22 protein-coding genes and 1 pseudogene are annotated in these 21,296 nt (G+C 58.4%); 15 read left to right on the top strand and 8 right to left on the bottom strand.

Annotated elements, in window-relative coordinates; translation table 11 throughout:
• Positions 1-50: 50 nt before the first annotated feature.
• The 5 genes from ACR3ES_RS18170 to ACR3ES_RS18150 are packed head-to-tail and all read left to right on the top strand — an operon-like array spanning position 51 to position 3,283.
• On the top strand, positions 51-647 hold the full coding sequence (locus tag ACR3ES_RS18170) for a VOC family protein (protein ID WP_170433751.1): 597 nt from the start codon (positions 51-53) through the stop codon (positions 645-647).
• Positions 644-1,132, top strand: coding sequence for a GNAT family N-acetyltransferase (locus tag ACR3ES_RS18165; protein ID WP_170433749.1), 489 nt, complete (start codon positions 644-646; stop codon positions 1,130-1,132). The genes ACR3ES_RS18170 and ACR3ES_RS18165 overlap by 4 nt, the downstream gene beginning before the upstream one ends.
• A 42-nt stretch (positions 1,133-1,174) precedes the next feature.
• A complete protein-coding gene (locus ACR3ES_RS18160; protein ID WP_170433747.1) occupies positions 1,175-1,855 on the top strand; it encodes a molecular chaperone DjiA in 681 nt (226 codons plus the stop codon).
• Positions 1,856-1,859: 4 nt separating this feature from the next.
• Positions 1,860-2,861: an endonuclease/exonuclease/phosphatase family protein gene (locus ACR3ES_RS18155; RefSeq protein ID WP_170433745.1), complete on the top strand. Its 1,002-nt coding sequence runs from the start codon at positions 1,860-1,862 to the stop codon at positions 2,859-2,861.
• Positions 2,862-2,899: 38 nt separating this feature from the next.
• Positions 2,900-3,283: a hypothetical protein gene (locus ACR3ES_RS18150; RefSeq protein WP_170433743.1), complete on the top strand. Its 384-nt coding sequence runs from the start codon at positions 2,900-2,902 to the stop codon at positions 3,281-3,283.
• 11 nt (positions 3,284-3,294) lie between these two features.
• Here the strand turns inward: ACR3ES_RS18150 and ACR3ES_RS18145 are convergent, their stop codons facing one another.
• From ACR3ES_RS18145 to ACR3ES_RS18130, 4 genes are all read right to left on the bottom strand, one after another.
• Positions 3,295-4,839, bottom strand: coding sequence for a Ppx/GppA family phosphatase (locus ACR3ES_RS18145; protein ID WP_170433740.1), 1,545 nt, complete (start codon positions 4,837-4,839; stop codon positions 3,295-3,297).
• Positions 4,840-4,888: 49 nt separating this feature from the next.
• Positions 4,889-5,578 carry a GTPase domain-containing protein gene (locus ACR3ES_RS18140; protein WP_170433738.1) on the bottom strand — a complete coding sequence of 230 codons (690 nt, stop codon included), beginning with the start codon at positions 5,576-5,578 and terminating at the stop codon, positions 4,889-4,891.
• A complete protein-coding gene (locus ACR3ES_RS18135; protein WP_170433736.1) occupies positions 5,579-6,652 on the bottom strand; it encodes an AI-2E family transporter in 1,074 nt (357 codons plus the stop codon).
• Positions 6,653-6,773: 121 nt separating this feature from the next.
• On the bottom strand, positions 6,774-8,138 hold the full coding sequence (locus tag ACR3ES_RS18130; RefSeq protein ID WP_170433734.1) for an FAD-dependent oxidoreductase: 1,365 nt from the start codon (positions 8,136-8,138) through the stop codon (positions 6,774-6,776).
• A 169-nt stretch (positions 8,139-8,307) separates the two neighbouring features.
• Between ACR3ES_RS18130 and proS the strand changes: the two genes are divergently transcribed.
• Positions 8,308-9,648: a proline--tRNA ligase gene (gene proS / locus ACR3ES_RS18125; RefSeq protein ID WP_170433732.1), complete on the top strand. Its 1,341-nt coding sequence runs from the start codon at positions 8,308-8,310 to the stop codon at positions 9,646-9,648.
• Complete coding sequence (locus ACR3ES_RS18120; RefSeq protein ID WP_170433730.1) at positions 9,632-10,525, top strand: glycosyltransferase family 2 protein; 894 nt, start codon at positions 9,632-9,634, stop codon at positions 10,523-10,525. The genes proS and ACR3ES_RS18120 overlap by 17 nt, the downstream gene beginning before the upstream one ends.
• Here ACR3ES_RS18120 and ACR3ES_RS18115 read toward each other — a convergent pair.
• Positions 10,522-10,881 (bottom strand): hypothetical protein, encoded by a 360-nt coding sequence (locus tag ACR3ES_RS18115; protein WP_170433728.1) that lies wholly within the window; start codon positions 10,879-10,881, stop codon positions 10,522-10,524. The two genes, ACR3ES_RS18120 and ACR3ES_RS18115, sit on opposite strands and share 4 nt — an antisense overlap.
• Before the next feature lie 335 nt (positions 10,882-11,216).
• Here ACR3ES_RS18115 and ACR3ES_RS18110 point away from each other — a divergent pair, with 335 nt between their 5' ends.
• From ACR3ES_RS18110 to ACR3ES_RS18100, 3 genes are all read left to right on the top strand, one after another.
• The gene (locus ACR3ES_RS18110; protein WP_170433726.1) at positions 11,217-12,197 is read left to right on the top strand and encodes a DUF6492 family protein; all 981 of its coding nucleotides are present in this window, start codon (positions 11,217-11,219) and stop codon (positions 12,195-12,197) included.
• 88 nt (positions 12,198-12,285) lie between these two features.
• Positions 12,286-13,581, top strand: a complete 1,296-nt coding sequence (locus tag ACR3ES_RS18105) for a lipoprotein-releasing ABC transporter permease subunit (RefSeq protein WP_170433724.1) — start codon at positions 12,286-12,288, stop codon at positions 13,579-13,581.
• Positions 13,574-14,260, top strand: a complete 687-nt coding sequence (locus ACR3ES_RS18100) for an ABC transporter ATP-binding protein (protein WP_170433722.1) — start codon at positions 13,574-13,576, stop codon at positions 14,258-14,260. The genes ACR3ES_RS18105 and ACR3ES_RS18100 overlap by 8 nt, the downstream gene beginning before the upstream one ends.
• Here the strand turns inward: ACR3ES_RS18100 and ACR3ES_RS18095 are convergent.
• Positions 14,244-14,681: a DMT family transporter gene (locus tag ACR3ES_RS18095; protein WP_170433720.1), complete on the bottom strand. Its 438-nt coding sequence runs from the start codon at positions 14,679-14,681 to the stop codon at positions 14,244-14,246. The genes ACR3ES_RS18100 and ACR3ES_RS18095 overlap by 17 nt on opposite strands.
• Positions 14,682-14,778: 97 nt before the next feature.
• On the opposite strand from ACR3ES_RS18095, the gene ACR3ES_RS18090 reads away from it, so the two are divergent.
• On the top strand, positions 14,779-15,186 hold the full coding sequence (locus ACR3ES_RS18090) for a c-type cytochrome (RefSeq protein WP_170433718.1): 408 nt from the start codon (positions 14,779-14,781) through the stop codon (positions 15,184-15,186).
• A gap of 4 nt (positions 15,187-15,190) precedes the next feature.
• Here ACR3ES_RS18090 and ACR3ES_RS18085 read toward each other — a convergent pair whose 3' ends face one another.
• Together ACR3ES_RS18085 and ACR3ES_RS18080 are read right to left on the bottom strand one after the other, a co-directional pair.
• Positions 15,191-15,877 (bottom strand): hypothetical protein, encoded by a 687-nt coding sequence (locus ACR3ES_RS18085; protein ID WP_170433715.1) that lies wholly within the window; start codon positions 15,875-15,877, stop codon positions 15,191-15,193.
• A 42-nt stretch (positions 15,878-15,919) separates the two neighbouring features.
• Positions 15,920-16,582, bottom strand: a complete 663-nt coding sequence (locus ACR3ES_RS18080; protein WP_170433713.1) for a DNA-3-methyladenine glycosylase I — start codon at positions 16,580-16,582, stop codon at positions 15,920-15,922.
• Between the two features lie 338 nt (positions 16,583-16,920).
• Between ACR3ES_RS18080 and ACR3ES_RS18075 the strand changes: the two are divergent.
• From ACR3ES_RS18075 to ACR3ES_RS18060, 4 genes and pseudogenes are all read left to right on the top strand, one after another.
• A pseudogene (locus tag ACR3ES_RS18075) lies at positions 16,921-17,871 on the top strand (ABC transporter substrate-binding protein).
• Between the two features lie 10 nt (positions 17,872-17,881).
• Positions 17,882-18,934, top strand: a complete 1,053-nt coding sequence (locus ACR3ES_RS18070) for a betaine/proline/choline family ABC transporter ATP-binding protein (RefSeq protein ID WP_170433711.1) — start codon at positions 17,882-17,884, stop codon at positions 18,932-18,934.
• Complete coding sequence (locus ACR3ES_RS18065) at positions 18,931-19,287, top strand: hypothetical protein (protein WP_480424132.1); 357 nt, start codon at positions 18,931-18,933, stop codon at positions 19,285-19,287. Before ACR3ES_RS18070 ends, ACR3ES_RS18065 begins: the two co-directional genes overlap by 4 nt.
• A 195-nt stretch (positions 19,288-19,482) precedes the next feature.
• Complete coding sequence (locus ACR3ES_RS18060) at positions 19,483-21,219, top strand: ABC transporter permease (protein ID WP_480426387.1); 1,737 nt, start codon at positions 19,483-19,485, stop codon at positions 21,217-21,219.
• Positions 21,220-21,296: the final 77 nt, after the last annotated feature.

Below are 21,296 nucleotides of genomic sequence, written 5' to 3'. Positions count from 1 at the left end.
CGCGTCGGCGCGCTGAACTTGTGTGGATCACTGAATTTGGGGGAAAACGCGTGAAACTGGATCATCTGGCGGTTGCCGCAGAAACACTGGAGGCAGCGGCGGCCCATGTCGAAGACGCTTTGGGCGTCAGTCTGCAAGACGGCGGCAAGCATGCAAAGTTCGGAACATACAACAGGTTGCTTGGTCTGGCGGACGGGCTGTACCTCGAAGCGATTGCGATTGATCCGGACGCGCCGGTTCCGGACCAGCCCCGCTGGTTTGATCTGGACCGGTTCGAAGGCCCGCCAAAGCTGACAAACTGGATTTGCCGGGTTGACGATATCGGGCAGGTGACGGTGCCGGACGGGCCCGTGACTCCGATCGATCTGGAGCGTGGCGCACTGCGGTGGCGTATGGCCGTGCCAAAGTCGGGACGTTTGCCGTTTGACAACCTGTTCCCGGCCTACATTCAGTGGCTGGGAGATCTACATCCGGCAGCCATGTTGGCAGCCAGCGGATGCACACTGCGTCAATTGCATGTGTCACACCCAAATGTCGCGGAACTGTCTGGTTTTACTGGGAAAGTGGACGGCGTGCAGTTTCATACAGGTGCGCCCGGGCTACGGGCGGAATTCGAAACGCCGCACGGGCCGCGTGTACTGGAATGATTGTCCGGCAAGCCCAGGTGTTCGATGCGCACGCTATTCAGGGCATCGCCAACACAATCATTTCCGACACCCTGGTGACGTTTACAACGGATCTTAAATCCTTCGAGGACATTGCGGCGGATATCCGAAGTAAGGGCGCCCGGTATCTGGTCGCCGAGGCCGGGGGGCGGGTTGTTGGATTTGCCACCTACGGCCAGTTTCGCTCTGGCCCCGGCTACGCTCGCAGTCGTGAACTCTCAATTAATCTGGCGCCAGCCGCACGCGGAAAAGGCGTCGGTCGGGCATTGATGGCGCGTCTGGAATCCGTTGCGCGTGACGATGATGTGCACGTTCTTGTTGCTGGGATTTCCGCCGAAAACCCGGCAGCACTTGCCTTTCATACCCGCCTCGGTTTTGTCGAGGTTGGCCGGATGCCAGAAGTTGGGTGCAAATGGGGGCAGTGGCTGGATCTTGTCCTGATGCAAAAAATACTTGCGCCGGATTGATCGGTGCCTGACAGGCGTCGTTTGTGGCGCTAGGGTGCGCCCATGTCGATCTGGACCCGCATATCGGATGCGCTCAGTGCGCTTGCCCAAGGGGAAAGCCTGACCGCCGTTTTTGAAAAACTGCGGTCTCCCCCCGAGAAATCTGTTGCGTTTACAATTGCCGTGATCGCATTGGGCGCGAAAATGGCCAAGGCGGACGGGCAGGTGACGCGGGACGAGGTCACCGCTTTTCGCGACGTGTTTCAAATCGCGCGCGAAGACGAAGAGGGCGCGGCCCGGGTCTTCAACATGGCCCGGACGGATGTTGCAGGATATCAGGACTATGCCCGCAAGATTGCCAGCATGTTTTCCGAGGACAGCACGACCCTGTGCGATCTGATGGAAGGCTTGTTTCACATCGCCATGGCAGACGGGTTTTATCATCCAAATGAAAATGAGTTTCTGGAGGATGTCAGCAACATCTTTGGTCAGACCGACGCGCAGTTTCTGGCGTTGCGCGCGCGATTTGTACCCGACGCGCCCAAAGACCCCTACACGGTGTTGGGTGTTCCGCGCGATATGCCGTTGCCGGACATTCGCAAAGTCTGGCGCGAGCTGGTCCGCGATACCCATCCCGACGCCATGATGGCCCGGGGTGTTCCGGAAGAGGCGATCCGATTGGCGGAAAAGAAGATGATCGACATCAACCAAGCCTGGGATGAGATCAACGGCGCGCGGGTCTGAGCAAATGCGGTTGGCGACTTACAATATCGAATGGTTCGCCAACCTGTTCGACCGCAAGGATAACTTGATTGTCGATGACAGCTGGTCGGGTCGTCATGACGTCACTAAGGCACAACAAATCGAAGCCATCGCAACTGTCCTCACCGCCGTTGATGCAGACGCTATCCTGATCGTGGAGGCCCCGAATACAGGCAAATCACAAAACACGGTCCGCGCGCTTCAAGAGTTTGCCGAAGCCTTTAATCTGCGCACAACCAACGCCATCATGGGGTTTGCCAATGAAACCCATCAAGAGTTGGCGCTGCTTTATGACCCATCGGTTCTGACCGCGCGCCACGACCCTTTGGGTGCTGCGGACTCGACCGGTGCGCCGCGATTTGACAAGGACTTCCGTATCGATCTGGATATCGACGCAAGCGAGGATGTTGTTCGGTTTTCCAAACCCCCCATGGAACTGGCTATTCGGTCACATGCAGGGGTCGAATTCCGCTTGATCGGTGCGCATCTCAAGTCAAAGGCCCCGCATGGGGCCGAAACCCGTGACGAAGCCATCCGCATCTCGATTGCCAATCGCCGTAAACAATTGGCGCAGGCGGTGTGGCTGGCCCGGCGGGTCGAGACGCATCTGGCAGCGGCCGAGCCCGTTATTCTGCTGGGCGACCTGAATGACGGGCCCGGTCTGGATGAGTTTGAACACCTTTTTGGGCGGTCCTCGGTCGAAATTCTGTTGCAGGCCGGATTGTATGACCCCCACGCGGTTTCGGCATTCGGCCCGCGACCGGGATCGGCCCTTTCGACGGCGCGGTTTGCGCGGCCCGACGAAGGACGGTTTCTTGAGGCCTTGCTGGATTACATCATGATCAGCGAAGACTTGCGCGCAAAGCGCCCGGAGTGGCGCATCTGGCATCCATTCAACGATGCAGCCTGCTGGGCGTCTGCGGACTTGCGGGATGCCTTGCTCGCGGCCTCTGACCATTTCCCGGTCACTTTGGACATAGAATTATGACCTTTCAGGCTTCCGTTGCGTCGTTTATATTTCTACCCATGACACGTTTTCTCTCGATCAGCTTGATGTCCATCCTTATTGCCGCGCCGGTCAGCGCGCAGGAAGACGATGGCAAGTCACTGATGGAGCAGGGGGCCGAGCTGTTTTTTGAGGGTCTGCGCAAAGAGATGGAACCGGCGCTGGATGATCTGCGTGGCATGGTCAGCCAGTTTGGCCCGGCAATGCAGTCGTTCTTTCAGGAAATGGGTCCGGCTCTGGCTGAACTGGCGGGCGAGGTTCAGGATTGGAGCGTTTACGAAGCGCCCGAGATGCTGCCAAACGGGGACATCATCCTCCGTAAAAAACCGCCAAAGGACCCGTCTGACGACACCGAGGACACCGAAGAGGGCAGCGATTCCTCCGAAGGTGCAACGGATATCTGAGCGCCGAAAGCTCAGCCTTTGATGACCACACGTGTCTCTGACTTAAGGGCGATTGTCAGCGAGTTCAGTCGCGCTTTGGCGACCTCGCTGAACAAGGGTTCGGCGGCCTTGGTCAGGAACAGATCCAGCTGCCGCTTTTTGGGAAAGAACCGCAGCCGTCCCATGTTGTCACCGTTGTGCATCCATAACATTGCGCCAAACCGCATCGCCTTGCCCAATATCTCGGCCTGCTTCTGATCCTCTTCGCTCAACAACTCATAAAGAGGGGCAAAACGGTTATCTTCGCGCTTGTTGCGATATCGGTGCTGCAATGCCAGACCGATGAACACACGTTCCGAGTGTTTCAGGCCACCCAGATTGGCGCGGGTAACATAGTCGAAACAGGCTTCGGCGCGGTAATCCGGGTGTGCGCGCCAGCTGACGTCATGCAACAAACAACTGGCCTTGATCAAGCGCACTCTCGCGGGAGACGCGGATTTAAACAGCGGCATCACAAATTCATAAAGATGGCGTCCGAATCCGGGCAGGCGGGCATCTTTGGCCTCGGAAAACCGGCTGGCTTCGATCAACGGGTCGCGATCGCGCTGTTCTTGCGACATTTGTTCGTACAGCAACCCTTCGCGAATGCCGTAGCTGGAGATGGCGATGTCCTTCGGTTTGAACGTACGGATCAACCGCGCCAGAACATCCATTGCAAAGGGAATCAGCGACATCCGAGACCCCGACACGCCCGCCTGACTGCGTAGCTTGTCGGGGTCATTCTTTTCAATGAACTTGATGGTCTGGTGCACCTGTTTGGTGGTCATGCGATATTCGTGTAGCACGTTCAGCGGGTAGCCCCGGCGCAACATGTCCAGCCGGGCAAAGGCGCGCCAGCTGCCGCCGACCAAAAACAGACGATCACGTTGCGGACCCATCTGATCGCGCAGCTCTTCCATTGTGGATTTGATATGCGCCTTACGTGCGCGCCGACCGCCCTTGATGTCTCTGAGTTTGAGCGGACCAAGGGGCGAAGACAGGCGCCCCCCAACCTGACCTTCCCCAATTTCGGCAAGCTCCATAGAGGAGCCACCAATATCGCAGATCAGACCATAGGCCCCGGGCCAACCCAAAAGAACACCCTGGGCCGAAAGGCGCGCTTCTTCCTGCCCGTCGATGACCGCCACGTCCAGCCCGGTTTCAATCTTGACCTGTTCGCAGAATTCGGGCCCATCTTTCGCCTCGCGGACGGCCGCAGTTGCAACCACGTGCAGGCCGGGCAGACCCAGATCCTCCGCCAATTGATGAAACCGGCGCAGCGCCGCCAGTGCGCGTTCACGGCCCAGCGGATTGAGACGTCCGGTTTCCGACAGTCCGGCCCCGAGCTCGCACATCACTTTTTCGTTGTAGAAATACGCCGGTGACCGCGCCGCGCCGTCAAAGATCACCATCCGCACCGAGTTCGACCCGACATCTACAACACCGACGCGCGATAGGGCCCTGGTTCCCGGGTCATCGAACAGAGGTCTTCCGAAAGGTCCCCAATCCGGGATGTTGGTGTCGACGGTCTGATCCATGGTCTTTCCAGAAATTCCGTTGTCAGGATGCGAAATCACGACGCATGGGTCAATCGCCCGTGTCAGTTTCGACGGCGTGGATGTTCAGGACCCGGATGGCCAGCGCGCGGGTGATGTCTCTTTTTTCCGATAGCGCCAGTTGATCCAGTTGGGAAACCACTGTTGCGGCCGTTTCGAATCGCCGATCCATATGTTTGACCAGATACGCGATCACGTCGGGTCTGGGGCTGAGCTGCCGGTCCACGAACAGTTTCGCCAGCACAGCGCCCAGCAGGGCGTCATCCGGGGGATCCAGCGCAACATGTTGGGCACCTTCGACCCGGCTTTGCAGATCGGCCAGCGGCAAGCGCCAGAGGTTCGGTGACGAACGCCCGGTCAACAGCAAGGCATGCCCCTCTGAAAGGATCAGATTATGCAGGTGAAACAGGGCTTCTTGCTGCTCAGGGTTGTCCGCGATCTCAGGAATGTCTTCGACGGCGATTGGGACGCGGGCGAGATCAGGGACATCGTCATGCAGCAGTGATGTGGCTTGCACGATCCGGCCACCGGTTTCCGCTGCCCAGACATGGGCCAGATGCGTTTTTCCTGACCCGGCAGGTCCGCTCAGCACCAGCTTATTGCCCGGCCAGGAGGTGGCCGAGATCATCGCTACCGCCAGGGCATTGGCCGGCGATACAAAGAAATCCTCGCGCCCCAGCGCAGTTTTGGCTGGCAGGTCAAAGCTCAGCTGTCGGGACATTCACTCGGCTTCCTGATCCTGGCCTTCCAAGCCTGTATAGAGGCGGCTGTCGAGGTAGATCGAGGTTCCGAACCGCGCCAGTACACCCAGCGCGGCCGCAACCGGAACCGCAATCAGCATGCCGACGAAGCCGAACAATGCGCCAAAGACCGATAGGGCGAGCAGCAGCCAAACCGGGTGCAAACCGACCGAATGGCCAACCAGTTTGGGGGTCAGAAAGTTGCCTTCGGTCACCTGACCCAACGCGAAGATACCGGCCACCAATCCGATATGCGCCCAGTCGCCCCAGAACTGAAACAGCGCCAACCCAATAGCCAGTGTCCCGCCGATCAGCGCGCCGAGATAGGGAATGAACGTCACCAGACCCGCGATGAACCCGACGATCAGACCAAACTGAAGACCGACAAGCATCAGGGCGACGGCGTAGTAGGTTCCGAGAATCAAACACACCGTCCCCATGCCGCGCACAAACGAGGCCAGAACGTTGTCAATTTCACCGGCCAGCCGCTTGATTGTCGGCGCGTGATCGCGCGGCAGCAATTCTGCGATCCGTGCAATCATGCGATCCCAGTCCAGCAGCAGATAGACGGTCACAACCGGCACGATGACCAATAGGACAACCACGTTGATGGCTGATCCGAGTGAGGCGACAACGGATTGCAGAACATCGCCTGTCTTCGACCTCAGCGTTTCACCAAGTGACACCAGAAACTGATGCGAACTGGAGTTGCGATCCAGAATTGAAGGGAACTGTTTCTCGATAAACCCGCGCAATTCCTGAAACAGGCTGGGCATCACATCGACCAGGTCGATCAGCTGGGTGACCAATGCGGGTACGACCATCAGCAGGACCAGAACAAAACCGAGAACCCCAACGACGGTTATGATGCCTGTTGCAGCCATACGCGTCAGCCCGAACTTTTCCAAGCGATCGGCAACAGGGTCCAGGAAGTAAGCAATTGCGCCGCCGATCACAAACGGAAGCAAGACATCCCCGAGCACCCAAAGAACGAATACAAAGACCGCTGCGGCAATGCCCCAGTACCTGAGCTGATCCCTCACCGGCAAAGCCATGCTGGTCCCCTTGATTGCGGCCTCTTCGGGGTTCTAGTCCTATGGACCTCTTTTATGCAAGCGCTTCATGATCCGGAGTTTGAGGTCGGTGTCTGGTGGCACAAACAAGGGGTTCCGATAATCAAAAGACCCGCACGCCTTGGCGATCCAGCTCTTTGTGCACCGGAGCCAGATCCAGCGCATCCAGATCACGGTTGCTTTTCAGCGACTGCACAGCCGCTATGCCCGCGCCCTGACCCATGACCGCGCAGCAGGCCATGTTGCGTGTCGCGGCATGCGCAACACGGTCGGCCCCGTGCGACCGCCCGGCAACCAGCAGATTCTTAATGCGTTTGGGCAGCATCGAACGGTAAGGGATCTGCATGTAGCGCCCGGTCGTTGGCAGGATCAGGATGCCGTACCCGTCGATGAACTCGGGGTAGATACCGATTGAGTCTTCGAAGCGACCCTGATGGCGGGCATCGTCCTCGGTCATATTGTAAACAGCATCTATCTTGCGGGTATCGCGGATGCCGATGGTCATCCCAAAGTTCCGCAATCGTGCGTTCTCGCACCCAGGCATAAAGCGGCGCAGGGCATCGATTGCGAGCATGGTTTGCCGGCGTCCTTCGATTTCTCCTTTTGTGAGACTGTCCGGGTCGGTGCCATCCACCTGATCCAAATGAATCAGGTTCATGTAGGTCAGTTCTCCGGTGTCATGCATCGCACCCCAGGTGCCGGCGATGGTGTTCAGATGGGCCGGGATCACCCCTGCATCAATCGCCTGTTGGAAGGGTTTGTGAACGAAGGGCGAGAACATGTCGTCCTCTTTGCCACTGGTTTCGATGTTCCATTCTCCGCCACCGCCCCAGTCCTTGTAGGTCTGCGGATCGGCTTTGACGCCTTCCATAAAGGCGCGCTTGTCGACCCCGGCAAGGTGGAACATGACCGACGCCGCCATCATCTCTTCCGGTGCCGTCTTCTGTGTCGGCGCTCCGGCGCGATGGGCCACATCTGCATCGCCCGTCGCGTCGATCACGATCCGTGCCAGAACCGCCTCGCGCCCGGCTTTGGATTCGGTGATGATGCCGGTGATCCGGTCGCCTTCCATGATCGGAGCAACGAACTGCCGGTGCAGCATCGGGTACACGCCTGCCTCTTCCACCAACCGGTCAGCGACCAGTTTGAACCCTTCGCTGTCCAACTCGTAACTCAGCGACTGGCTTTCCGGTACCGCCGCACCCATTTCCTTGGCGCGGGTTTCGAATTCCATTCCGATACCGCCCGCCTCGACAGTCTGTTCGTGCCGATACCAGGCAAACCCTTCGACCCCTACGGCGGTGATATTGCCGCCCATGCAGCCGAACCTGTCAACAAGCGTGACTTCGGCACCCGCCCTTGCGGCGGACAGGGCCGCCGCCAAGCCAGCGGGACCGGAACCCACAACCAGAATGTCCGTTGTGTGGATAACGGGTGTATCCCGCGCCGGTTCTTGAATCGTCTGCATCGATGCCTCTGAGTTTTTCAGTTTTGTTACAATTGAAAACCCTGACTGGCGGGTCAATCAAAAAAACCGGCAAGTTGCAGATCGCAAAATCTCCAGTGCGCGATTGCCCCCGGCGGACCTTTGGCATAAGCAGCTTTGAAGTCGAAGTCTTACCCGTGAAGGTCAAACAATGCGCCTCAGCCGTTACTTTCTGCCCGTACTCAAGGAAAACCCGTCTGAGGCCCAGATTGTCAGCCACCGGTTGATGCTGCGTGCTGGCATGATCAAGCAGGCGGCTGCCGGCATCTATTCCTGGTTGCCGCTAGGCTTCAAAGTGCTGCGCAAGCTCGAAAACATCGTGCACGAGGAACAGGCGCGGGCAGGCCATATCGCCATCCAGATGCCGATACTGCAATCCGCCGACCTGTGGCGCGAATCCGGGCGCTATGACGGCTACGGTCAGGAAATGCTGCGGATGAAGGACAGGCATGACCGGGATATGCTGTTCACACCGACCGCCGAGGAACTGGTGACAGACATCTTCCGTGGTCATGTGAACAGCTACAAGGACCTTCCGCTAACGCTCTATCAGATTCAGTGGAAATTCCGGGATGAAATCCGCCCGCGTTTCGGTGTGATGCGGGGCCGCGAGTTCTACATGAAGGACGGCTACAATTTCGACCTGACCAAAGAGGATGCGCTGCACGCCTATAACCGTCACCTGGTCAGCTATCTGCGCACCTATGAGCGGATGGGGTTGCAAGCCATCCCGATGCGCGCCGATTCCGGCCCGATTGGCGGCGATTACACCCATGAATTCCTGGTGCTGGCGGATACCGGCGAGTCCGAGGTTTTCTACGACAGCGCGGTGACCGATCTCACCTTTGGCGACCGAGTCATTGACTATGATGACCGCGCGCAATGCCAAGCTATTTTGGAAGAGTTCACATCGAAATATGCGCGCACGGATGAAACCCATGACGGCGCGTTGTTCAACGAGATCCCCGAAGAGCGTCGCCGTGTGGCGCGCGGCATCGAGGTTGGCCAGATCTTCTATTTTGGCACTCAATACTCCGAAGCGCTGGGCGCGACCGTCCAAGGCCCCGATGGCAAGCCGGTCCCGGTTCATATGGGCAGCCACGGCATCGGGGTCAGCCGGCTGGTCGGTGCGATTATTGAGGCCAGCCACGACGACAAAGGCATCATCTGGCCCGAAGGTGTCACGCCGTTCCACTGCGGGATCGTCAACCTCAAGCAAGGTGATGAAGAGGCTGATGCAGCCTGCGAAACGATCTACTCGGCGTTGACCGCGCTGGGTCTAGAGCCGCTCTACGATGATCGTAACGAACGGGCAGGGGGTAAGTTCGCCACCATGGACCTGATCGGTTTGCCTTGGCGCATCACCGTTGGGCCGCGCGGCTTGAAGAACGGTATCGTGGAATTGACCAGCCGCCGTACGGGCGAAAGCGCAGAGCTCAGCCCCGAAGCTGCCGTCGCCAAGGTCGCCGGGATCTATGAGCAAATCGCCTGATCCGTCCGACGCGCCGCTGATCTCGGTGATCACGGCGACCTATGATCTTGTGTCACAGGGACGGCAGGACAGCTTTCGCGGTGTCATCGACTGCATGGAACGGCAGAAGTGCAGCCGGGCCGAACACATCATTCAGGATGGCGCTTCGACCGATGGTACGCTCGATTTCCTGACTAATGTGACTGAAAACGCAGGCCGAACGCGCGTCATCAGCGAGCCGGACAGCGGCTTATATGACGCGATGAACAAGGGCGCAGAGGCGGCACAGGGAGACTACCTGCTGTTTCTGAACTCAGACGACTCGTTGGCGTCACACGACATTCTGAACCGCGCGGCGGATCGTCTGGAACAAACGCGACCCGATTTTCTATATGGCTCGACGCTTCGCCGGTTACAGGATGGCAGCGAAAGCATGGAAAAGCGGATGTCGTTGAAAGCCATCCTGCAAAGGATGCCGTTCTGCCACAACTCGGTCTTTTTGAAGCGCGATGTGTTCCTCGCCCTCGGCGGCCATGACACCCAGTTTCGCATTGCTGCGGATTACGACCTTATGCTGCGCCTGATTGGGGGCGGATACCAAGGCGAGCGGATGGACGACCCGATATCCCTGTTCTGGGATCGTGGGGCCACCAGTGACGATGCCGCAACGGGTCAGGACTATGCGCGTGTCTGGGTGAAATACTATGCGGGTTTCCAAGCCGCGCGCCATCTGACTCAGCAGGACTTTGCGGAATTCTATCGTCGCGGGCACATGCCGCTGAGGTTGATTGCTGAGGTGTTGCGCAACGCGGACACGCCTGAACCGATCCGGATCGCGGCCCGTCACAGCTTGTCAAAAACCCTTAGACGCTCAGTCCAGTTCTGGCGGAGTTTCTAGGCTCTGCTGCGTGTCGGTCGCACAGCAAGCACGTCGCCATTGGCACCATTGCCCCGCGCTACGACAATCGGACGTCCAAGTCGACGCACGAGATCCCGAAACTCGAATCCGAGAAACCGCAACCCGCAAATCCGAGCCCCGCTGGCACGGTCGGTCACGCACAACCGCCCTTGCCGGAACGCCAGATCATATCCTTTGGCTTTCAGAATGTCTGATAAGTTGGCCCAGCTTGCAGCGCTGGCAAAGATCGGCCGGATCGCCGCGCGCAGTAATGCTGCGGTTTCGCAATCTAGGTCTGTTGATGCATTGCGGGCCAAAATCGGGCCCGACCCCTCTGGTCTAGTATAGATATTCATGAGCGACCCCCGCTCTGAAATGTGTTCCCCCGCAGTCAGGGTGACAAAGTTTCTAAAAATAAGCAAAAAGCGAAATAAAGTTGCTTAATAAATGTTGCATTTTGAGTTCAGTGACTCACGCAATGCCTGCATTGACTTCATAGCTGAAACAATCGGCACCTGTCTGTGATTGACTTCACAACTTCAGGTGTCGCGCGTAGGTCTTGAGGACTACCTCTGTGTGTTTAAAAACATGCTGCGGCCCGGATTGATTCGTTTTCTGCGCGCCTTGGCAAGAATTGACCCGGCAGGATTTGGTGGTACAGGGGGCAACGCGGCCACGAGGAAAATGCGTTTTGCTGAGTTTTGCCACCGTCGTCTATTCCAAGGACTTCCCCCTGCTCAAACTTCAGGCGCTGTCCCTTGCCCGGTTTGTCGCCCCCGAGCACGTCGCATCCATCCATGTGATCCTGAACGATGTCGATGAGACCAGCCTTCGCCAAAAGGTAGAACCTATCCTTTCAAACTATGGGGCATTGCGATCCAAGGTGCAGCTTCACAGCGGTGATGATGTTTTACTGGGACCGGGTCATTGTGCCCGCAGGCCCCTGCGCGATCGGGTGCTGATTGAAAACCGTTTTCGTCTGCCGCTGATCCGAAAAGGCGGATGGCGCGGCAATAATGGGTACAGGGCGCAGCAGGTGCTGAAGCTTGGCGCAGCGCGCGTCGCAGCGTCAGAGAATATGATCATCCTGGACACCAAGAACCTGTTCTTGCGGTCCTTCGATGAGGCGAAGTTTTTTTCCGATGCGGGTACCGCGCGCATCTCGTTCATGGATGTCAAAAGCGACTATCATCGAAACTGGTTTTTGCAGAGTTTGGATGCGCTGGATGTGGACCGCCCGAACCTGCCGACATGTAAGACCACGACATTTTCGACGCCCTTTCCGGTGCGCAGGTCCCTGATCCTCGGGGTGTTGGAGGAGATAAATGCAAGGTACGGGTCCGTTCAGTCCCTGTTTGCCTCGCGCAGGCGCCCCTCTGAATTCATGTTGTTGAACGCCTTCTGTCTCAAAAACCCGGCGGGATACGCCCCATGGTTCGAGCATGCCCACACCCAGAATATCGGTTTATGGCCGACATATTCGCAGGACGAGCTGGCGGAATTGGTCTCTCGATTGGATAACCCCGAAGCGCTGAGCCTCGGATTGCACAACCGGGCAATTTCGAACTTGCCGGATCACATGCGCCAACAGGTCTTCGCGGCCTTGGAGTCCAGGGGAATTTGCGGACGGACCGAGGCGGAGATGGTTCTACAGAAAACTTCGGCGCTCTAGGTCTGAGAGCGCCGCAAGAACTGACAACCGGGTTGACCATCCGACGAAATGCCGAAAGGGTCGCCGCGATCAGTAGACCGGAGCAGGCATGGCCAACACACCCGCGCCCTTTGCGCCCTTTGAATGGAAAATAGCCTGGCGGTATCTGCGCGCGCGTCGTGTCGAAGGGGGCGTCAGCGTCATGACGTGGATCTCCTTGATCGGCATAACGCTGGCGGTGTTTGCCCTGATCGCTACTCTGGCTGTCCGGTCCGGCTTCCGCGCAGAGTTCGTGGGCACAATTCTGGGCGCCAACGCCCATGTCACAGTGTATTCGTCTGGAGAGATCGACGGGCAGGGACGGGTTGATCGCACGATCACCGATTATGAAAGCATGTCATCTCGTATCGCACAGGTCGCGGGCGTCGAACGCGCCGCGCCGCTGGTCAAGGGGCAGGTTTTGATTACCAACCGCGACCGCAGCAGCGGGGTCGAGGTGTTTGGCATCCGACCCGATGATCTGCGCGATTTGCCCGGGGTCGCCCAAAGCGAGCAGGCCGCAGGTGATCTATCCCAATTCGCGACGGGCGAGGACGTCATCGCCATCGGTTCGGGCGTTGCGCGCAGCATCGGCGCAACGGTGGGTGACACCGTCAAGCTGACATCGCCAAATGGCGTCAAGACGGCGTTTGGCACCTCGCCGCGCGTCAATGCCTACCGACTCGTTTACGTGTTTTCCGCCGGGCGCTACGACATTGACCGGACCCGGGTTTACATGCCGTTTTCTCAAGCCCAGAGCTTTTTCAATCGCGAAGGTGTGGCAGACGAGATCGAAGTCATGGTCGCGCGTCCCGAGGATCTGGGTCCAATCCTGATCCCGATTCTGGAGGCCGCCGGAGAGCGCAGCCAGATCTGGACATGGCAGGATGCCTCGGGCGGTTTTCTGAGGGCATTGGAGGTTGAAGACAACGTGATGTTCATCATCCTCTCAATCCTCGTTCTGATCGCCGCGATGAATATCGTTTCGGGCCTTATCATGCTGGTCAAGAACAAGGGGCGTGACATTGGAATTCTGCGCACTATCGGGCTGAGCGAAGGATCAGTGCTGCGCGTCTTTTTCATCTGCGGCGCGTTCACGGGGATCATCGGAACGGCGATGGGGGTCCTGTTGGGATGTCTGTTCGCCATCTATATCGACCCAATCTTTTCGTTCGTGAATTACGTGATGGGCGGCGGCGTCTGGGACCCGGCGATACGTGGCATCTACGCACTGCCAGCGGAGCTGCATCTGACAGATGTGCTCAAGGCGGTCGGGTTGTCGCTGGGCCTGTCATTCTTTGTCACCTATTTCCCGGCCCGCCGCGCCGCACGGCTGAACCCGGTTGAGGCATTGCGCTATGAATGATGTGACGATGCGTCTGGGCGGTCTGACCAAGACTTACCTCAAGGGCACTCCGGGAGAGGTTCAGGTATTACGCGGCGCTGATTTGGAACTGCGTTCGGGCGAGGCCGTGGCACTAGTCGCACCTTCGGGGGCCGGTAAATCGACATTGCTGCACATCGCCGGTTTGCTGGACACACCCGATGCCGGAACGGTTGAAATCGCGGAACAGGACGTGTCGGGAAAGGGGGACCGGACCCGCACCGCACTACGTCGACAGGACGTGGGGTTCGTCTACCAGTTCCACCATCTGCTGCCCGAGTTTACGGCCCTTGAAAACATCACCCTGCCGCAACTGGCCAATGGTGTTGCCGAGAGCGCGGCGCAAGATCGGGCCATGCAATTGCTGGATCGCGTGGGCGTCGCTCCACGTGCCGGTCACCGCCCGGCGGCGTTGTCAGGTGGTGAGCAACAGCGCGTGGCTTTTTGTCGGGCGCTTGCCAATAAACCACGTGTCCTTCTGGCAGATGAACCAACGGGCAATCTGGACCCGGACACATCCGATCAGGTGTTTGAGGCACTGATGTCTCTGGTGCGCGACGAGGGGCTGTCGGCACTGATCGCCACGCACAATCTTGAACTCGCCGGGCGAATGGATCGGGTGGTGCGATTGGACGCGGGCGTGCTCAGGCCAGTTGAGTGATCGCGACGCCAACCGCCATGACGGCAATTCCGCCCGCCCGCACCCATGTCAGCGGGGTGACCTGCGCGCCAAACAGACCGAAATGGTCGATGGCGGCAGTACTGAGCAATTGTCCCAGCAGCACAAAGAACACCGCGTTGCCGACACCGAAATGCGGGGCGACATGCGTTATCGACAGGACGTAAAAGGCGATCAGTACCCCTGCCAGCAGCAGGTGCTTTGGCGCCTGTGTCACCTTTGACAGCGCCTCAAATCCCGGAAACAGCAGCATCACGACCGCCGATGCGCCAAACGCGATGGCAAACAGAATGACCGCTGCCGTGGTCGGCGACCCAATCAGTTTACCGAGGGCCGCGTTGAGCGCCGCCAGGATTGGCACGCCAATTCCGGCGGCTAACATGATGGCTGCGTACTGTGTCATTGCCCGAACCCTCTGCGCCGATTTCGTTGATCTGGATCATTGCGCCTGTATGGCCGCCGGGCAAGCCTGTAAATGCCAATCTAGACAGGAGGATGCGATGGTTAAGGGGATACTTGGTGCTGCGTGGATCGGGCTTGCGATGACGGCATCACAAGCTGCTTGGGGGCAAGACCTGGAGACAGGCGCCGAGCTCTATCGGCACTATTGCGCGACCTGCCACGGGCTCGATGCCACGGGGCAGGGCCCAATGGCCAGTGTCCTCATCATCCAGCCGACAAATCTGAAACAGCTCGCGGATGAAGACGGCGTTTTCCCGACGGCCCGCGTTGTCGCTCGGATCGATGGGCGCGATCCGTTGGTCAGCCATGGCAGCCCGATGCCGGTCTATGGCCCATATTTCGAAGGTCAGGACACGTCTATGAAAACACCTGCCGGTCAGCCGATCCTGACCAGCCAACCCATCGTGGATCTCGTTACCTATTTGCAAACGCTTCAGGAGAACTGAGCCGTCACCTGCAGATGCCTTTAATCTTGGCCCCACTCCACGGGATCACCACATCTCGCTCGCGATTGCCTTTGGACAGCGGATCCAGTTCGAAATGCGTGCCCAGCATTTCGTGCAGCCTTTGCGTGCGCTCTGCGCCCGGATCAAGCGCGCGGCAGCACACATACTCCTCGACAATCGCGCCCTGCTGTTCGAACCCGTAGGATAGGAAATCCGGTGACGTATCCAGATCAAAAAGGTAAGGGTCTTTGCGCCCGCCATGCTCGGCAGCTGCACGCAAGGGGTGATACCCGGTCGTCTTGCGGTTCTGCCACTGCCAGACATGGGTCAGTTCGTGGGCCAGCAGCATCGCCGCAATCAGGTTCATTTCGTCCGGATAATCGGACATATAGTCTTCAAGATACCAGTCGCGGGTGAAATAGACCTTGTTGAACAGGGCAACAGCCGCCGGTTTGCCGGTCACCATGCCGTCTTCGATCGGGGGCAGGATGCGTTCGCGACAGGCAAGCCGAGGTCGGGCTTCGCGGAAATAGGTTATTGGCGCAACGGGCGCACCCTCGACCAGACGCACGCGATCCAGGTTCAGTGTTTCGCCCTGAACGGCATCTGCAAAAGCGCGCTCGTGATCGGTCAGCGGACGACCACAGGACGCAAGCAACAAAAGGGCCAGGAACAACACGCGGATAGCCATGCCTGCGAGCCTAATGGGATAAGCAGAGACCGCAAACCGTTTTCAGAGGCTCATGGCCAGAACCCGGCTGATTTCGGTCAGCGATCGACCGGACTGATCCATCCAGGTGTTGAAGGCTTGCTGAACTGAGGTCATCGCTTTCTTCGAGGTTGCAGCCTTGTCGATCACCCCTTCGGCAATCAACCGCGCCGTCACATCCTGTGAAAGGATGAAACTGTCCCGCCCGGCAAACCGCATCGCATACTGGGCAGAGGCGCCGCCGAGGCGCGAACCACGCTTGGCCAGCATGGCCAGCAGTCCGATGTAATCGGTCGAGGGCCAGCCCCCCAACACCTGACCTGCACCACCGTCTTCCCGCAACTCCAAAAGAAAGGCCGCATTGTCACGTACTGTGGCGATCTTTGTGCCATTGCGCACAATGCGGGTGTCCTGCAACAAGGCGTCGAACTTCTCGTCATCCATAAAGGCGCATCGACCAACATCGAACCGGTCAAACGCGGCCTCGAATCCATCCCACTTATTTTCAATGACCTTCCAGTTAAAGCCCGCCTGGAACACGCATTTTGTGATGATGGACAGCCATCGATCTTCCGGCATCGCGACAAGTTCGGCCGTTGGCCTGGGCTTGGTCAACTTGCTTTCCAGTGCGTCCGGTCCGCCGTGGCGCATTGCTGCAATCTCATAGATCTCGTCAAAGTGATGCATCGCAGTTTCCTTTCGGAGTCCGAGTTTCGGGGATTGCGTCAGGAAGGCAAGGGAGAAACCAGTTCAGACATTCGACGCGGCGCCAGCGTGTTTTATATTGACTAGTCAATCAATATCCCCCTAACCTCCCGGTTTAGCATAGCCGGGTGTGCGTGGTTTGGGTCAATGGGGGCTCGTCGAGAGAAAAGTTCCGAAAGAAGCGGCGTTGCGCGTCGACTGTTCCCTTTCCTTTTGCGGCCGAATTTGTGCATGCTGCGACAGGCACCGCTTTAGCGTATTTCTCTCGGTTGGCGTCGCATCGCTGCCCGGGACAATGACAACGAAACAGGGAGAAAAACATGAAAAAACTGAGTGTAAGCCTATTGGCCCTTGCGGTCGCAGGATCGGCGCAAGCGGCGGATATGGGTGCCGTGGACGAACCGATCAAACTGGCGATCAACGAATGGACAGGGCAGCACGTGACTACGCATGTCGCGGGCGAAATGCTTAAGGCCGCTGGCTACAACGTGGAATATGTTACCGCCGGTATGATGAACCAGTTCCAGGCTTTGGCTGACGGCGACATTGATGCGACGCTGGAAATCTGGTCGTCTAACGTGTCTGACGAATACGCCAAGAAGATCGATGAAGGCACTGTCGTGGAGATCGGAGATCTCGGGCTGGATGCCAAAGAAGGCATTGCTTACCCCGCGCATGTGGCGGACCTGTGTCCTGGCTTGCCGGCCTGGGAGGCCTTGAAAGACTGTGCACAGGTTTTTGCCACAGCCGAGACCCTACCTGGTGGTCGCTTGGTTGATTACCCGGCGGATTGGGGCACTCCGGGAGCGGACCGCATGACCGGTTTGGAGCTGCCGTTCAAGGCTGTTCCGGCGGGGTCCGAAGGTGCTCTGATCGCGGAACTGCGCGCCTCGACTGAGCGAAAATCGCCTCTGCTGATCACGTTCTGGCAACCGCATTGGGCAATGTCCGCCTATGACGTGCAGTTTGTTGACCTGCCTGCTGGTGAAGAGGCCTGTTTCAACGACCCGGCCTGGGGTCCGAATCCCAATGCCGTGAACGACTGCGACTTTTCACCGTCGCGCATCTTCAAGGCGGGGTGGAGCGGCATGGAAGACAAATGGCCTGCCGCCTACGAAATCCTGACCAACTACCAGTTGGCAGTCGAAGATTAGCAACCCATGATGGGTGCGATCGACGTTGACGGCGGTCAGGTCGAAGAGGTCGTCGCCGCATGGATGTCGGAAAACGAGGACAAATGGCGTCCGGTTGTCGACGCGGCCACGCAGTAAGGTCGCATAGGTGACCGAGACGACGACGCCAGCCATCGCCTGCCAGAACCTCTGGCAGGTCTTTGGTCCCGGCGCTGACAAAGCCCTGACCGACGCGCTGTCTCGGTCAGGGAATGATGCTGACAGAGCCGCAGCGGACCTGCGCGAGAGCGGGTTTATTCCGGCGGTGCAGGACGCCAATTTCGAGGTCAAGGATGGTGAACTGTTCGTCATCATGGGTCTGTCCGGGTCCGGCAAGTCCACGTTGATCCGTTGCATTTCGCAATTGCTGCCGGGAACTGGCGGTGAGATTCGTGTGGATGGCGAAAATGTTGTTGGCGCCTCGAAGAAAGCTCTGACTGACTTGCGTCGTAAAAAGCTGGGCATGGTGTTCCAGCATTTCGGTTTGTTCCCACACATGACGGTTGCGGAAAACGTGGCCTACCCGCTGCGCGTTCAAGGTGTTGGCAAGACGGAACGGCTTGCGCGCGCTCAGGAAGTGATTTCTCTGGTCGGTCTGGAGGGGCGCGAAGACAGTTTTCCACGCCAGCTCTCTGGTGGCCAACGCCAGCGTGTTGGCATCGCTCGGTCCCTGGCCGTGAACCCCGATATCTGGTTTCTGGATGAACCGTTTTCGGCGCTCGACCCTCTGATCCGCCGCCAGTTGCAGGACGAATTCCTGCACATTCAGGCGACGCTGAAGAAGTCCATCGTTTTCATTACCCATGATATTCAGGAGGCCCTGAAACTGGCCGACCGCATTGCGATTATGCGCGATGGCAAGATCGTTCAGATCGGTACGCCGACAGATATCGTTTTGCGTCCTGTCGATGATTATGTGCGCGAGTTTTCCAGGGACGTGGCCAAAGGCCAGCACGCCAAGGTCGCGTCGGTCATGCGGGAGCGCGACAGCGACTGTGGGCCGGACGATCCCGGGCTGACAACCGGGATGACGCTGGACTCGGCGCTCGCCAATTGCATGGAGTTGTACGAGCCGGTTCCGGTACGCGACGCGAATGGCGAGATTGTGGGTACGGTGCATCCCTCGGATCTGGCTGCTGCGCTTCAGGTGGACGAGACATGACTGCTGTCACGGATATTCCCGAACAGCAGGCGCAGCGACTGACAGCAGGGGCCCAGGCTGCGCTGATCGCCGTGATTGTAGGTGCGCTTTGCCTCGCGCTGGAAGGCATCGCGCCTTGGTTGGTCAAATGGCCCACCGCTTGGGAATTGCCAGCAACCGAATGGGTTGGTGCCTTTCTGGACTGGTTCCTGAACGGCATCAAACCAGCGGCAAGGTTGTTTTCGGACCTGATGGCCTATCCGATGAATTGGGCGAATTTCGTGCTGGGCAATACGCCATGGCCCATTCTGATCGGCATCGTCACCGCGCTGGGCTGGTACCTTGGTGGTCTGCCAATGGCGGCTTTGGGCTGATAGTGTTGAAAAACTCGAAAATTCCGATGATGCATTTTCTCGCCAAATTCCATCGCGCCTGAAAAGTCACCCCAGTTTGGACGGAGAAGGCCATGAGCGCGCGGCACGACGGCAATGCCGTGCTTTGGCCGACCCCCTAGCTAAAATTTTCGACCGGCTTTCAACGGCTGGATTTTTCAACACCTTCCGTCAAAAATGGTGTTTTTCAACACTATCGGCTTTCTGGGCTTAAGTTTTGTGCTGGCTTCGGGCTATTGGGCCGAAAGTATGAACACGCTGGCATTGGTTGCAGTATCTGTACCCGTTGCTCTGATCATGGGTGGGGCCATCGGTATCCTCGCCAACGAAGTGCCGCGCGTGAAATCATTTGTCCAAGCCGTGCTGGACGTGATGCAGACGGTCCCGACCTTTGCTTATTTGACGCCATTGCTTCTGCTGTTTGGTTTTGGCCCTGTTGTCGGCCTGATCGCCTCGGCGATTTACGCCGCACCACCTATGGCTCGGAACGTCATGCTGGGGCTGGAACGGGTGGAGCCCGACATCAAAGAGGCCGCCATCATGTCTGGCGGTACACGCTTTCAACAGCTGTTTCAGGTCGAAATACCGTCGGCCAGAACGCAGATCATGGTGGGTGTGAACCAGTGTCTTATGGCGGCCTTGTCGATGGTCATCATCGCCGCTGTGATCGGTGGCTTTAACGACATTGGCTGGGAGGTTCTGCTGACCATGCGCAAGGCGCAGTTTGGCGAGGCGATGATCGCTGGTCTGGTCATTGTGGTTTTTGCGGTTGTGATCGACCGGATGAGCGGCACACTTGCCACTGAACGCAAGAAATATGACGGGCGTGTGGTTTGGGCGATCCTGGCTGTTGCTGCGGTTGTCACTCTCGTGGTTTGGGGCTCTGCGTCGACCCCGGCTGAAATCACGCTGCTAGACCCGGTCTCCGGGGCGATGGACCGGGGTCTGACAGCCTTTACCCAGAACAATGGGCCCTGGCTGGATGCACTCAAAAACAACTCAATGTTCTATGTCCTGCTGCCGCTTCGGATCGGTCTGGATCAGGCGGTCTTACCTTTCACCTGGGGGTTTCAGTGGACACCCGCGATGAGCTACGGCCTCTTCGCAGCCGGTGCGGCTGTTGCCCTGTTGATGACGTGGCGTGGGCGCATGACCGGTGGTTTGGTTGTTCTGATCCTCATCGGGATGCTTGAAACTGGCATTGCAAACCTGCCGTGGCCCTTCGTTCTGACCGGTGCTGCCGCTCTCAGCTATGTCGCGGGTGGCTGGCGTCTGGCGGCTCTGTCGGTCGGGTTGCTGTGTACCATCCTTGTGTCCGGCCTGTGGGAACGGGCGTTGCTGTCGCTCTACCTCAGTGGCGCGGCGGTGTTTTCTTGCGCCGTGGCAGGTGGGTTGATTGGGTTGGCCAGCGCTGTCTGGGCACCGGTCTGGAAAGTCGTTCGTCCGATTTGTGACATGCTGCAGACCATCCCTTTGTTCGTCTTCCTGATTCCGGTACTGATGGTCTTTCAGATTGGCGAGTTCTCGGCCTTCTTGGCGATCTGCGCGTATGCCATCGTCCCGATGATCCGTTACACCCGACACGGGTTGGTCAACACACCAGATGAGATGATGGAAGCGGCCATTTCCAGCGGCGCAACCGACTGGCAGATTATGCGCGATGTGCGCGCGCCATACGCTGCGCCGACGATCTTGCTGGGGCTGAACCAGACCATCCTCTACGCATTTGCCATGCTGGTGATCGCGGCGCTGATCGGAACCACAGGTCTGGGTCAATCAATTTATCTGGCGCTGGGGCAGGCGGATGTGGGCCTCGGCATATCGGCTGGGGCTGCCATGGCTATCCTCGCGCTGATCGCTGACCGAATAGTGCAGGGGTTTGCCGAGGAACGGCGCAAGGCTCTGGGCCTGTAAAGACACGGGCGGGGTGGCATTTCTGCGCTTCCGCCCGACTTGATTTCGGACAAGGACCGCCTGCGCGGTTTAAACTA

The organism is Ruegeria sp. B1 (assembly GCF_056535885.1).
This window is presented reverse-complemented; position numbering and strand designations above follow the sequence as displayed.